The sequence below is a fragment of the Paractinoplanes abujensis genome (assembly GCF_014204895.1).
Taxonomy (GTDB): Bacteria; Actinomycetota; Actinomycetes; order Mycobacteriales; family Micromonosporaceae; genus Actinoplanes; species Actinoplanes abujensis.
On the sequence record NZ_JACHMF010000001.1, the window covers coordinates 2,585,218 to 2,599,409 of the forward strand.

Annotated in this window: 9 protein-coding genes; 6 read left to right on the plus strand and 3 right to left on the minus strand. The window is 72.4% G+C overall.

Translation table 11 applies throughout. The features are described 5' to 3' along the window. Positions 1–43: 43 nt before the first annotated feature. On the minus strand, positions 44–1,093 hold the full coding sequence (locus BKA14_RS11505) for a fibronectin type III domain-containing protein (protein ID WP_184950917.1): 1,050 nt from the start codon (positions 1,091–1,093) through the stop codon (positions 44–46). A 106-nt stretch (positions 1,094–1,199) separates the two neighbouring features. Here BKA14_RS11505 and BKA14_RS11510 point away from each other — a divergent pair, with 106 nt between their 5' ends. Genes BKA14_RS11510 through BKA14_RS11520 form a run of 3 tightly spaced genes read left to right on the plus strand, consistent with a single transcriptional unit; the run spans position 1,200 to position 3,133 of the window. After that, complete coding sequence (locus BKA14_RS11510) at positions 1,200–1,853, plus strand: HAD family hydrolase (protein WP_184950918.1); 654 nt, start codon at positions 1,200–1,202, stop codon at positions 1,851–1,853. Between the two features lie 55 nt (positions 1,854–1,908). Continuing rightward, a complete protein-coding gene (locus tag BKA14_RS11515) occupies positions 1,909–2,397 on the plus strand; it encodes a sigma-70 family RNA polymerase sigma factor (RefSeq protein ID WP_184956692.1) in 489 nt (162 codons plus the stop codon). Continuing rightward, a complete protein-coding gene (locus tag BKA14_RS11520) occupies positions 2,390–3,133 on the plus strand; it encodes a hypothetical protein (protein WP_184950919.1) in 744 nt (247 codons plus the stop codon). Before BKA14_RS11515 ends, BKA14_RS11520 begins: the two co-directional genes overlap by 8 nt. A 47-nt stretch (positions 3,134–3,180) precedes the next feature. Here BKA14_RS11520 and BKA14_RS11525 read toward each other — a convergent pair whose 3' ends face one another. After that, positions 3,181–4,251, minus strand: coding sequence for a PQQ-dependent sugar dehydrogenase (locus BKA14_RS11525; protein ID WP_184950920.1), 1,071 nt, complete (start codon positions 4,249–4,251; stop codon positions 3,181–3,183). A 121-nt stretch (positions 4,252–4,372) separates the two neighbouring features. Here BKA14_RS11525 and dacB point away from each other — a divergent pair, with 121 nt between their 5' ends. From dacB to BKA14_RS11540, 3 genes are all read left to right on the plus strand, one after another. Next, positions 4,373–5,887 (plus strand): D-alanyl-D-alanine carboxypeptidase/D-alanyl-D-alanine endopeptidase, encoded by a 1,515-nt coding sequence (gene dacB / locus BKA14_RS11530; RefSeq protein ID WP_184950921.1) that lies wholly within the window; start codon positions 4,373–4,375, stop codon positions 5,885–5,887. 9 nt (positions 5,888–5,896) lie between these two features. Next, complete coding sequence (locus BKA14_RS11535) at positions 5,897–7,291, plus strand: serine hydrolase domain-containing protein (RefSeq protein ID WP_184950922.1); 1,395 nt, start codon at positions 5,897–5,899, stop codon at positions 7,289–7,291. A 77-nt stretch (positions 7,292–7,368) separates the two neighbouring features. Further along, complete coding sequence (locus BKA14_RS11540) at positions 7,369–8,562, plus strand: calcium-binding protein (protein ID WP_184950923.1); 1,194 nt, start codon at positions 7,369–7,371, stop codon at positions 8,560–8,562. A gap of 68 nt (positions 8,563–8,630) precedes the next feature. Here BKA14_RS11540 and BKA14_RS11545 read toward each other — a convergent pair whose 3' ends face one another. Beyond that, positions 8,631–14,078: an ATP-binding protein gene (locus tag BKA14_RS11545; protein WP_184950924.1), complete on the minus strand. Its 5,448-nt coding sequence runs from the start codon at positions 14,076–14,078 to the stop codon at positions 8,631–8,633. Positions 14,079–14,192 lie beyond the last annotated feature (114 nt).

Sequence of the window (14,192 nt, forward strand, 5' to 3'; positions counted from 1 at the left end):
GGCCCGCCTAAAGTAGCGAGCCCAGATCCGGGGCGCCTCCGGTTTACCGGACGCTGAGGGTGACCTGGCCGCTCGTGCCGTAGGCCAGAGTCGTGCCGCCGGTGGCGATGACGCGCAAGGGCCAGGTGCCCTTGGCGAAGGTCTTCCCGATCGCGTACGAGCCGTCGGGCTTGACGGTGCTGCCGGCGATCGTGACCCAGGTGGCGCCGGACTTGCGCTGCAGGCTGACCTTGACGCCGGCCTTGATCGGGCGGACGGCGCCGCTGATCGTGACCTTCTGGTTCGGCTTCGGCTTGGTGGTGCTCACCTTGACCGAAACCAGGTAGCGCACGGTGACCGTCTTGGTCATCGTCGCGCCCCAATAGTTCTGCGAACCCGCGTACGTCACCCGGTAGGCGGTCGTCTCGGCCGGCTTGGTGGCCAGGCCCCAGCGAAGGTTCGCGTCGCTGCGGACCGACCCGACCTTGGTCCAGGCCGCGGTGCCGGAGGCGCGGCGCTCGATCGCGACGGTCTCGCCGGCGCGCGGCGTGGTGCCGCTGAGGGTCACCGCGGAGCCGTACACCACCGTCACCGGCGCCGAGTTCCACCCCGTGTTCGGCACGTGCAGAGCGGCCGGCGCGGCCGGGGTCTGCCCCTGCGGGCCCTGCGCCACGACGAACACCGAATACTCACGGTCGGGGTCGAGGCCGGTGAACGTGGCCGACCGGGCGGTGATCGGCAGGCTCTGCAACGCGTCGGGCTTCGGCGGTCCCGGCGTCGGGGTGGGCGACGGCACGGGGGTCTGGCCCGGAATCGGCTTGGCCGGCAGGTAGTGGCCCTGGAACCACACCGTGTAGCCGGTGAACGTGGCGCCCGGAGTGGCCTCGACCTCGGACCACTCGACGAGGGCCGTCCCGCCCACCTGGCCGGTGACGGTGAAGGTGACCGCCTTCCCGACCGTGGGCGCCGGGGTGAACAGCGCCCGGACCGGCGCCGCGCCCGTGGTGGTCTCCGCCGAGGACTGCGCGGCGAAGTAGATCATTCCGGAGCCGAGCAGAGCGGCCGCCGTCGTTGCGATGATCGCGCCGCGGACGCGGACTTTCCCGAACGCCATGAGTTCCCCCGTTCAAGCCGTTGACGGCGGAACGCTACCGGATCGGCCTGCCCGTACGCCTCCTCCGATCATCCGACCCCGTCCGGGCAAGGCCGATAATCGACCGGTGACTCTCGATGCGCTGATCTTCGACTTCGACGGCCTGATCATGGACACCGAATCGACACTGCTCGAAAGCTGGCGCTGGGAGTGGCGGCAGCACGGGCTCGAGCTGCCCGCGGAGGGCTTCTTCGCGGCGCACGGCGGGCCGGTCCCGGAGCGCTACGAGGCCCTGGCCGCGGCGGTCGGCGCCGGCTACGACCGCCAGGCCAGCCATGAGCGACGCAATGCGTACCGGCAGCGCCTGCACGAGACACTGCCGCCGGCGCCGGGGATCCGCGACTGGTTCGACCAGGCGGCGGAGTTGGAGCTGCGGCTCGCGGTAGCCAGCAGTTCGGACGAGCAATGGGTGCACGGCCACCTCGCCCGGGCCGGGCTGCTGAGCCGGATCGAGGTCACGGCATGCGGCAACGAGGTGGCCGGGCACAAGCCCGATCCGGCTGTCTACCTGCTGGCGCTGCAACGCCTGGGCCTCGGAGCGGACCGGGCGCTCGCGTTCGAGGACACCCCGCACGGCGTCGCCGCAGCCCGGGCCGCCGGACTGCGCTGCGTGGCCGTCCCGAACGCGTTCGTCGCGGCCGACCGGTTCGGGCGGGCCGATCTGGTGCTCACGAGCGCGGCCGACATCGCCCTGGCGGCACTGATCGACAAGATTTCGTGAAACCTGGCGGCCCGCCCGCGGGTGTTGCTCGATGACGACACCGGAAGGGGGCGGGGTGGCCGATCACGGCGGCTTCGAGGATTTCTACACGGGCACCCGCCATCGGCTCGTGACCTACCTGTACGCGATGACCGGCGACCGCGCCGAGGCCCAGGACGCGGCGCAGGAGGCGTACGTCCGGGCGTGGCAGCGATGGACGACGGTGTCCGGATACGACGACCCCGAGGCGTGGCTGCGCACAGTGGCGTTCCGGTTGTGCGCGAATCATTGGCGCAAGGCGAAGAACCGGCTCCGGGCGTACGTACGGCACGGGCCCACGGCCGACGCGCCGCCGCCGCACGCCGACTCGGTCGCCCTGATCACGGCGCTCAAGCAGCTCACCGTGGGCGAACGGCAAGCGATCATCCTGCACCACCTGCTGGACTTGCCCGTCGCCGAGGTCGCGGCGCAGACCGGCGTTCCCGTCAACACGGTCAAGACCCGGCTCGCGCGTGGCCGGCGGGCGCTGGCCGGGCTGCTGGACGAGGAGTACGACCATGCCTGATCGCACCTTCAATTCCCTGTACGCCGAGACCGAGCACACCCCGTGGGAAGCGGTCGAGGACGTGCGCCGCCGGGCTCGCCGCCGCAGCACTGTGCGGGCCGGGGTGGTGGGCGCCGTCGTCGCGATCGGGCTGGTCTCGGGTGGGGTCGCCCTCGGCTGGGACGACAGTCCGCCGCAGCCCTCACCGGCCGCGTCGGCCACGTCCCCGGCGCCGCCTCCCTCGACGTCCCGGCCGTCTCCTGAGGAGACACCGGCGGCCGACCTCACGCCGGCGATGATGCTGCAGCCTGCGGATGTCGGCCCCGGTTATCTGCCCGCCGACGGCAGCGGGGACGGCGACTGGGGTTTCGAGTTCAACGCGGCGGCGCTGGGCTGCCCGGCCGGATCGAAGCCGGACGCGATCGCCGGGCGGGAACGAGCGCTGCGCAAGGGACCGGACGTGTACGTCCTGCAGGAGACGACCCGGTTCACCGATGGCGGGGCCGGTGCGTACTTGGACGGCGTACGGGAAAGGGTGTCGAACTGCGAGACACCGGCCGGGCAGTCCGTGCGCATCGCGGGCCGGAACTTCGCCGGTGACGAGTCGCTGCTGGTGGTCTTCCGCTACGGCGACGACTTCGTGACGCAGATCGTGCTCGTGCGTGAAGGCGAGGTGCTGACCGAGATCTTCAGCGAGCCCAACCCTGACGAGTCGGTGAGCCGGTCACTGGGTCGCAAGGCGGCGGCGCGGCTCTGAGGTGCGGGGGCCGGGCGCGAACCCGGCCCCCCACCCTTTATGGGCGGTCACGCTCCGTTTTGCCCGGGCGTGAGACGCAGGATGCGGTCGTCGCCGTCGCGCTCGTCACCCCGGCCGTCCGTGTTCGACGTGGTCACCCAGAGCGAGCCGTCCGGGGCGACCTCGACCGTACGGAGCCGGCCGTGCTCGCCGTCGAGGATCGCGCGCGGCTCGCCCAGGCCGGCGCCCTCGATCGGGATCGTCCACAGCCGCTCGCCGCGCAGCCCGGCCGCGTAGAGCGTGCTCCCCGCGATGGCCAGGCCCGACGGGGAGGCCTCGCTGGTCGGCCAGGTGACCAGCGGGTTCGTGTAGCGGCCGCCCGCGGTGTCGCCCTCGCCCTCGACGTCGGGCCAGCCGTAGTTCTTGCCCGGCTCGATGAGGTTGACCTCGTCGACGTCGTTCTGCCCGAACTCGGTCGCGAACAGCCGATCCCGACTGTCCCAGGCCAGACCCTGTACGTTGCGATGGCCGAGGCTGTAGACCGGGGAGCCGGCCGTCGGGTTGCCCGGCGCCGGTTCGCCCTCCGGGGTCAGCCGCAGGATCTTGCCGTTGGGGCTGTCGGCGTTCTGCGAACTGCTGGTGTCGCCCGCGTCGCCGGTGCCGACGTAGAGCATGTCGTCCGGGCCGAACGCGATGCGGCCGCCGTTGTGGTTGCCCGCCTTGGCGATTCCGTCGAAGATCACCTCGGGCTGGGCGCTGCCCTCCAGCCGGAAGCGGACGATCCGGTTGTCACCGGCCGCCGTGAAGTACGCGTAGACCCAGTCGTCGCTGGTCGCGAGGCCGAGCAGGCCGCCCTCACCGCCGGCGGCGACACCCGGGACCTCGTACACGGGCTCGGGTGGCCCGCCGCCCGCGGCGACACGCAGGATGCGCCCGCTGTCACGCTCGGCGATCAGGGCGTCGCCGCCGGGGAGGAAGGCCAGACCCCACGGCACGTCGATGCCGGTGGCGATCGTGTCCGGGCCGCCTTCCGCCGCGGCGCTCGGGGGTGCGGGGGCCGGGCCGGGTTCGGCCGGGTCGGCGGTGGTGCCGCAGGCGGCCAGGGCCAGCACCGCGACCAGGGCGGGGAGTGCTCGCAAGAGAAACCTCCGTCGTCGTTACCGTCGATACTCGCCGCCGGGCCCGAAAGTCGCGCGAAAGGCGGTTCGCGTACGCAGACGTCCCGAGCCACGGATCGGGTTCCCGCTCGTTGATCAAGGCATGATCCGCGTACGAGCCACCGCCACGCTCACGGCGGCGCTCTCCCTGGTGGCGCAGCCCGCCCTCACGCCACCCGCGCCCGTTCTCGCCGCACCCGATCTGCCCCGGGAGCCGACCTGCATCGCGAAGACAATTGATGACGTCCTGGCCGACCCGGTGCTCGCCGGTTCGCAAGCCGGTGTCGTGGTGGCCGACGCGCGGACCGGCACGACGCTGGTCGACCGCCGAGGCACGCGCCGCCTGCTGCCCGCGTCCAACGCGAAGCTGTTCACCTCGGCCGCGGCCCTGGACGTCCTCGGCCCCGGGCATCGGTTCGTGACGGAGGCCAGGGCTTCCGGCGTACGGCGCGGCAGCTCCGTCACCGGTGACGTCTACCTGCGCGGCAGCGGCGACCCGGTGCTCTCCCCCGGCGACCTCGACACGCTGGCCCGGGACGTGGCCGCGACCGGGCTCCGCGAGATCACCGGCGACCTGGTGGCCGACGACACCTCCTTCGACGCGCAACGGCTCGGGCTGGAATGGGCGTGGGACGACGAGAAGGACCCCGGTGCGGCCCCGATCTCGGCGCTCACGCTCGCGCCGGACGACAACTATCTGGCCGGAACGGTGGCCGTCAAGGCCGTTCCGGCGTCTGTGGACAACCAGCCGGCTCGTCTCACGGTCAGCCCGCCGAGCCGGCTACTGAGGGTCGTCAACCGGACGACTACGGCCGGCAACGCGCCAGGCATCGAAGTGACGCGTGGCCACGGCACGAACGTGCTCACCGTCACCGGCCGGGTCGTGAGGGGCGCCCCGCCGGTAACCGCAGCGGTCACCGTGTGGGACCCGGCCGCCCTGGTGGCTGACGTCTTCCGTACGGCGCTGGCCCGTCACGGCGTACGGGTCAAGGGCCGGACCGTGACGGGGAAGGCCACCCCGGCCCAGGCGCCGGTGCTCGCACGGCACACCGGACGCCCGCTCCGGGAGCTGATGAAACCGCTGCTCAAACGGTCCAACAACGCCATGGCGGAGCAGCTGGTCAAGGCGATCGGAGCACAGGCCGCCGGATCCGGCACGTGGCCTGCGGGCACCAACGCGGTCGCCGCCTACCTGGCCCGGCGGGGAGTCGCCACGGACACGATGCGACTGGTCGACGGTTCCGGCCTGTCCCGGCGCAACCTCGTGCCGCCCGCCGTGATCGCCCGATTCCTGCTGGCGGTCCGGTCCGAGCCCTGGTTCCCGCTCTGGTACGACGCCCTGCCCGTGGCCGGCCGCCCCGGCCCGCTCGCCGGGGGCACCCTCCGCGAGCGCATGCGCGGCACGCCCGCCGCCGGCAACGTGCACGCCAAGACCGGCACGCTCACCGGCGCCTCGGCGCTGTCCGGATATGTGACCGGCCCCGATCACCGTCCGCTGGTCTTCTCCGCGATCGTCAACAACCAGCTGTCACCGTCAGTCACGCCGTTGCTCGACCGGATCGCCGTCGCGCTGGCGAGTTGTCCACAGGGGCCGGAAAGTGTCGGGGCGGCCTTGTAAGTTCGCCGCATGCCATCGAACCGCCCGGATCTGCTGCCCGAGACCGCCCGCGCCCTGCGCCACCGCTTGGCCACCGCCCAAGTGTCGGCGCGGGCGCCGTCGGTCGTGGCCGCCGTGGTGCGCGACGGCGGACCCGTCTGGGTCGAGGGCTGGGGCGATGTCGACGGCGTCACCCCCGGCGGCGACGTGCAATACCGGATCGGCTCGATCACCAAGACGTTCGTGACCGTGCTGGTGCTGCGCCTGCGCGACGAGGGCCGGCTCGCCCTCACCGACCGGCTCGACGAGCACCTGCCCGGCACGGCCATCGGTGACGCCACGATCGGCGCCCTGCTGGCCCACACCGCCGGTCTCGCCGCCGAACCGCCCGGCCCGTGGTGGGAACGGTCGCCCGGCTCGCTGCGCCCTTCGCCGGCCGACGTGTTGCCGGACGATCCTCGAGTTTTCACGCCCGGCGACCGCTTCCACTACTCCAATCCGGGCTTCGCTGTTCTCGGCGCTCTCGTCGAGCGGCTACGGGGCGAGGAGTGGACCGCGGTGCTGGCGCGCGAAATCCTGGAGCCACTGGGCATGACCCGCACGGGTGTGCGGCCGTCGGCGCCGCACGCGTCGGGCTATGCCGTGCACCCGTGGGCCGACGTGCTGCTGCCCGAGCCGGTTCAGGACTACGGCCCGATGGGCCCGGCCGGCGAGCTGTGGTCCACAGCCGACGACCTGTGCCGGTTCGCCGTGTTCCTGCTCGACGGCGACGAGCGCGTGCTGGGCGCGGAGTCGCGTGCGCTGTTGCGCTTCCCGTCCTCGGCCCCCGAGGCCACGGTCTGGCATTCCTCGTACGGTCTGGGCACCCAGCTGCTGCGCCGGGGCGATCGGCTGCTGTCGGGTCACACCGGTTCGGTGCCCGGCTTCGTCGCCACGGTCTGGGTCAGCCCCGACGACGGACTCGGCGCCGTGCTGCTGGCCAACACGACCGCGGGCCTGCCCGCCGGCACGGTGACGGCCGACCTGCTCGACGTCGTGGCCGAGCGCGAGCCCCGCATCCCCGCCCCCTGGACACCCCTGGCCGAGGTCGATCCGGCAGTGCTGGATCTGGCCGGCCCCTGGTACTGGGGTCCGGCCCCGCACGTCCTGCGGCCCACCGCCGACGGCGGCCTCGATCTGGGCCCGCTGACGAGCGGCGGCGGTCGCGGCGCTCGTTTCCGCCCAGCGGGGGACGGCGCGTGGGTCGGCCTGAACGGCTACTTCGCCGGCGAGCGCCTGACGGTGCAGCGCGACCCGCAGGGCGTGGTCACCCATCTCGACGTGGGCACCTTCGTCTTCACCCGGCACCCCTACGACCCGGCCGCTCCGATCCCGGGCGGCCTCGACGGGTCCTCCTGGCAAGCAGCGCCGAGCAAGGAGGCCTGACACCCCGGTCCCTCTATCATCAGACGCGTCGTGCCGGGGCCGATCGCGCTCCGGTTCTCATGGGGGAGGCGGAAGCGATGAAACGGGCCTGGATCCCGGGTGTGGGACTGACGGTGGTGGCGGTCGGCGCGGCCGGGTGGTTCGCGCTGCCGGCCGAGGCGGCGACGGCCGGGCTGGCCTCGGTCACGTCGAGCACCGTGGTGCAGTACGCGGCCGCGTCCAAGGTGGTCAACAACGTCGTGATCACCCGGTCGGGCCGCACGATCACGATCGACGACCGGGTCGCGGTGCGTGCGGGCAAGGGGTGCGCGGCGGTGAAGGGCGACTCGACGAAGGTGCGCTGCACCACGACGGGCACGCCGGGCCAGGTGCGCGTGTTCACGTACGACGGGAACGACACGGTCGTCAACGACACGAACGTGCCGCTGACGGCGAACGGCGGGCCCGGCAGCGACCGCATCACCGGTGGCTCGGCCGCCGACTACATCATGGGTGACGTGCTGGGCGCGGCCGGCTCCGGCAACGACGCCATCTGGGGCCTGGGCGGCGACGACAAACTCTTCGGCGGCAGCGGCGACGATGCGATCTCCGGCGGCGACGGCAACGACTCGGTCAACTGGCCCACCAGCTTCGACCCGGGCCTCGGCCACGACCGGGTCTACGGCGGCAACGGGGACGACTTCCTGCTCGGCGGGGCGAACAACGACCAGCTGTCCGGCGGGCCGGGCAACGACACCCTGCAGTCCGGCTCGGGCAGCGACCGGATCGAGGGCGGTCCCGGCCGGGACCACCTCGACGGCGGGGCCGATCTGGCGCCCGACGTGATGCTGGGCGGTCCCGACGAGGACACCGTGGCCTACCTCGGCCGCACCAAGCCGTTGCACGTCAGCTTGGACGGGGTGAGCGGCGACGACGGTGAGGCCGGCGAGCGGGACACGCTGGGAGCCGACGTGGAGAACATCAACGGCGGCAAGGGCGACGACGTGCTGATCGGCAACGCCCTCGTCAACCGGATCATGGGTCTGAACGGCAACGACACGATCCGCGGGGGTGCCGGGAACGACGAGGTGGGCGGCGGCGACGGCGCCGACAAGGTGTACGGCGAGGCGGGCGACGACGTGCTGACCGCCGGCGAGGAGTGGGAAGGCGCGCCCAACGCGGCCGTCGACCTGCTGGACGGCGGCCCGCACGGCTCGATCGGCGACCGGTGCATCGCCCCCGAGGGCGACACGATGGTCAACTGCGAGCTTTTCGGCATGCGACGCGACTGAACGCCGGCGCGAAACAGCCCCGCTCCCGCTGTTCGCGGGGGCGGGGCTGGTTCATGCCTTACGGGGTGTCAGCGCTGCTGGCGGCGCAGCGCGGCGTCGATGGCCTCGATGATGCGCGGCCGCATCTCGGCGGCCTTGATGACGGCGTCGACCGAGCCGACCTCGACCGCGCGCTCGATGCTGTGCACCCGGTCGAACTCCGCGGCCACCTCGCCCAGCTTCTCCGTCCGTACGGAGTTGCGCAGCTCCTCCAGCTCGGCCGCGAGCGCACCCCGGTCGGCGCCCGAAGCGGCGGCCAGACGCTCCTCGGCCGCCTTGACGCGCGGATCGGCGGCCGTGCGCCGGTTGACGTCGCCGGTGAAGACGACCGCGGCCGCGGGGGCGCCACCCAGCACGGAGGCGAACGAACCCTCCAGGGCGAGCACGGTCATGTTCGGGTTGAGCATCTTGGAGAAGACCACGAACGCGCCGCCGTGGTAGCGGGAGATCACCGTGAAGACGATCGGGCCGCGGAAGTTGACGATCGCCCGGCCGATCTCCGCGCCGTACTCCAGCTGCAGCTTGCGCATCGACTCGGGTGAGCCGTCGAAGCCCGACAGGTTGGCCAGCACGACCAGCGGCCGGTTGCCCGACGCCACATTGATCGCGCGGGCCGCCTTCTTCGACGACCGCGGGAACAGCGTGCCCGCCGTGTACGTGTCGGGGCCGTCGGTGGGCGGGAACCCGCGCCGCGGCACCGACCTCGACTCGATACCGAGCAGACACACCGGGATGCCACCCAGGTGCACGTCCTGCACCACGGCGGTGTCGGCGTCGGCCATGCCGGCCCACCGCTCCAGCACGGGGTGGTCCTGGTCGGACAGCGCGCGCATCACCGTCCGGATGTCGAAGGCCTTCTTGCGGTCGGGATTGTGCGCCGCCGAGAAGATCTCCCCCACTGTGGCGAAGTCGCTGCCCGCCACGGTGTGCGGGAACGGCGAGATGTCTCGGGTGACCGGGTCGGTCGTCGTGGCCCGCCGCGGGAACGCCTCACCGGGCACGATGTACGTGTGGTCGTAATGCGCCATCAGCACGTCGCGCGCCGCGGCCAGGGTGGGCGCCCAGTACTGCGCCTGCCCGTTCGGGCCCATCACCCGGTCGTAGCCGCCGATGCCGAAGTTGTCCTCGGCCGACACGCCACCGGAGAAGTCGAGCGACTGCTTGCCCGTGAGCACCATCGCCGAGTCGGGCGTCATGACCAGGATGCCCTTGGTGTGCATGAGCATCGTGGCCTCGGCGTTCCAGTACGGCTGGGCGCCCACGTTGATGCCCGCCACCACGATGTTGATCTCACCACCGGCCTGGGTGAACTCGACGATCCGCTTGAGCGCGGCCGCCACCCAGTCCATGTTCTCGGTGCCGGACTCCATCGAGATCTTCGCGCCGGCCGAGAGGGCGTACCACTCCAGCGGCACCCGTAGCCGGTCGGCCAGGTCGAGGGCGGCGATCACGCGGCGGCACTCGGGCTCGGACAGCGCGCCCAGCGCCTTGGTCGGGTCGCCCAGCAGCACGACCCGGGTGATGCCCTCCGGGTGCCGCTCGCTGCGGCTGGTCACGACCCCGGCCACCAGGGCGGCCGTGTTGCGCCCCTTGGGCCGGTCGACCTGCACCAGCGCGTGCGACTCGTCGAGGTCGTACTCCTGGAACTCGCCGAGCAGCGACGTCAGCTCGTACGGGTAGACGGTGTTGCGGGCCGCGGCGCGCAGCACCTTGAGGCGGTAGTTGTCGAGCGGCTCGACCGGCTCGTCCGAGGGTTCGCCGACCGTCAGCACCGGAGCGCCGGTCGCGTCGTTGGAGATGCGCACGGCGACCTTGGCCAGCGTGCCCGAGGCCGGGTCGCGGTAACGGCCGATGAAGAGGATTTCCTCGAGGCCCGCGCCCGCGCTCGTCGGCAGAATGCGCCGGGCGATCATCCCCATCTCCTCGCGGGTGATGGAGATCTCCGGCCACACGTAGATGACGATGCGGTTGGTGCTGAACCTCTTGTCGGACGGCCGCTGCGCCTGGGCCCGGCGGATCGAGTCGAGGCAGGTCGCGATCGTGTCCTCCGCCGTGGGCAGCGACACCAGCCGGCCGTCGTGCTCGCGCAGCTCGGTCAGGTCACGCACCTGGGCGAACGCGATGAGCCGGTCGTCGCCCGGGTTGTCGCGCGCGACCCCGCGGAACAGGTAGACCTCCTCGTCGGAGGACGGCAGGCGGGTCAGGTCGAACTTGCGCAGCCGTTCCAGCTGCATGCGCTGCGCGATGTACGGGTGCAGGCCGCGGATCAGCCGTTCCTCGGTCATGCCGGTGCTCGACGGACGCCATGTGAAGTGGTGGTGCATCACCGCGCCGCCGCGGCCGGCGACCGTGGTGGTGAGCCGGCGCACCGGCGCGGGCACCGGGTGCGCGCTGACGACCTCGTGCAGGGCGGCGGCCATCGCGTCGGAGTCGGCCGGCTGGCCCTCCCACGACAGGTAGATGTCGGCGTCGATCGCCGCGTCCCCGGCCAGCGCGGCCAGATCGTCGAGGGCGGCGCCCAGGCCGTCGAACGGCACGGCGGCCGAGACGATCCACGAGCCGGCCCGCTCGGCCACGACGAACTTGTCCGACGTCCGCAGGCCGGTCAGGCCCTTGTTGCCGTAGTAGCGGCGGGTCAGCACCTCCAGCATGACCGAGTTGTCGAGGTTGTCGCGCACGAGGCGCTGGCCGAGCAGGCGCACCAGCGGTTCGGTGCTGCGGACCATCTCGGCGATGCGCTCGCCGCGGTCGGGCGACTGCGGCTGGGCGTCGAGGTGGCGCAGGTGCTTGCGGATGCCGGTGTAGACGCGGGCCCGGTTGCGCAGCAGCAGCGGCTGGCCGAACCAGCCGAACACGACGCCGCGGGCCAGGTCGGCCAGGGCCGGATACCGCACCTGGGTGGCCGCGATCAGCCGCTCGAGGGCCAGACCGGCCGGCTCACGCAGTGTGTCGTCCGGCGGGGAGGCCGTCAGCCAGGCACGCAGCAGGGTGGCGATGACCGCGGCGTCGCCCGACGCGCGCTGCTGGGCCAGGAAGATGCGGAAGACCGCGGCCTCCAGCTCCGGTGTGCGCTCCAGGTCGTTGACGCCGTAGTGGCCGAGCGCTTTGGACAGCCGGGCCTGGAACGACTCGGGCAGCCCGGCCCGCTCGACGTCGAGGCTCTGCAGGTAGGTGTGGAAGAACTCGCGCGCGCTGTGCACGTGGGTGTCGCCGGGGCCGTCGTCGCCCGCGGAGCGGTTGCGGCTGAGCTCGGCCAGGTCGGCGAAGACCTCGATCAGCTCGACCTCGCCGGCCAGCGGGCGGCGGGGCTCGGCCGCGGCGGCGGTCAGGTAGTCGGCCAGCACCCGGCGCTCGTCGAGCGGGTCGACGTCGAACCCGAGCAGCAGGCTGCGCAGGTCTTCCTGGCCCCGGACGACGCGCCGGCCGGCCGGTACTTCGGCCGTGCCCGCGGGCAGGTCGATCTCGACGTCACCGGCGGCGGCGTCCTGCTCGGCCTCGGCGTCACCGATCGGCTCCAGGCGCAGCAGCGCGGCCCCCGAGTCAACCTTGGCCCCGACGGTGACCAGCACCTCCTTCACGCGCGCCTTGAACGGCGCCCGCAGCACGGCCTCCATCTTCATGGCCTCGAGCACGAGCACCGGCGCGCCCGACTCGACCTCGGCACCGACCTCGAGCGGGGTGGCGATGACCAGGGCCGGCATCGGGGAGCGGAGCACGCCGCCCTCGTCGCGGCTGATCCGGTGGGTGATGCCGTCCACCTCGACCAGGTGGATCGCGCCGTGGGCGCCGGTGAGCAGCCGATGGCGCTCGCCGTTGACCGTGATCCGGCCGGTGTGCTTGTCGAAACGCTCGAGTTCGACGTCGGCCGTGCGCACCTCGTGACCGGCCTCGATGCCGACACGGAACCGGCGGGCGCCGATCCGGGCGACCCGGACGCGGTAGGTGGCGCCGCGCAGCTTCAGGTCGAGGGGCGTGCCGCTCTCGTGGCGCACCTGGGGACGGCCGCCGAACGCGGTCGACAACAGCCGCTGCTGCTCGGTGCGCTCCTCCTCCTCGTACGCTTCGATCGCGGCCGCGGCCAGCGCGACGGCGGAGTGCTTGTGCGAGACGAGCCGGCCCTGCTCGCGGACGCGGTCGATCCAGCCCGTGTCGGCCGAGCCGTCGATCACCTCGGGCTGGTCGAGCAGGTCGAGCACGAAGCTCTTGTTGGTCGCCCCGCCCTCGATGACGACGGTCGTGTCAGCCATCGCCCGGCGCAGGCGGCCCAGGGCCTCGTCGCGATCCTTGCCGTACGCGATGACCTTGGCGATCATCGAGTCGAAGTCGCCGGGGATCGTGTCGCCCTCGCTCACGCCGGTGTCGACGCGGATGCCGGGGCCGGCAGGCAGGTCGAGCCGGGCGATGCGGCCGGGCGACGGGGCGAAGTCGCGGTCAGGATCTTCCGCGTTGAGCCGGGCCTCGACGGCGTGGCCGCGCTCGCGGGGCGGCTCGCCGGTCAGCCGGTTGCCCGAAGCGACGTGCAGCTGGGCCTTGACCAGGTCGAACCCGGTGGTCGACTCGGTGATCGGGTGCTCAACCTGCAGGCGGGTGTTGACCTCGAGGAAGGCCAGCAGGTCGTCGCCCGGGTGGTAGAGGAACTCGACAGTCGCCGCGCCGCGGTAGCCCACCGCGACGGCCAGGCGCTCGGCCGACTGCTTGAGCTCGAGGGCCCGCTCGGGCGGCAGCACCGGCGACGCCGACTCCTCGATGACCTTCTGGTTGCGACGCTGCACCGAGCAGTCACGCACGCCCAGCGCCCACGCCGTGCCCTGGCCGTCGGCGATCACCTGGACCTCGACGTGGCGGGCTCCGGTGACCAGGCGCTCCAGGAAGACGATGCCGCTGCCGAACGCGCGGGCGGCCTCCTGGCTGGTGCGCTCATAGGCGTCGACCAGCTGGTCGGGGTCGCGCACGACGCGGATGCCCCGGCCGCCACCGCCCGCGGTCGCCTTGAGCATGAGCGGGTAGCCGATGTTGCCGGCGGCGGCCAGCGCGGCCTCGAGCGTCTCGACCGGGCCGCGGCTCCACGGCGCCACCGGGACGCCGACCTCCTCGGCGATCAGCTTCGCGCCGATCTTGTCGCCGAGCTTGCGCATGGCGTCGGGGCTGGGGCCGATGAACGTGATGCCGATGCGCTCGCACAGCTCGGCGAACGCCGGGTCCTCGGCGACGAAGCCCCAGCCGACCCACGCGGCGTCGGCGCCGGAGTCGATCAGCGCCCGCTCGAGGGTCTTGAGGTCGAGGTAGGGCCGGGCCGCGGCGGGACCCAGGTCGTACGCGATGTCGGCTTCCCGCACGAATGTCGAGCCTCGATCCACGTCGGTGAACAGCGCCACCGTCTCGATCGGGGTCGCGGTCTCCGCGGCCAGCTCACGGACGGCGTGGATGAGCCGCATGGCGGCCTCACCACGGTTGACGATGGCAATGCGACTGAACACCGGAAAGAGCCCCTACCTCACCTCGGAAAAGCTTCGTCAGGAGACTACAGGTGACGCGAAGTGAGGGACACGACCTTCGGCCGGGGGTTCCTGCTAGCAGGAATGTGTGCGGCG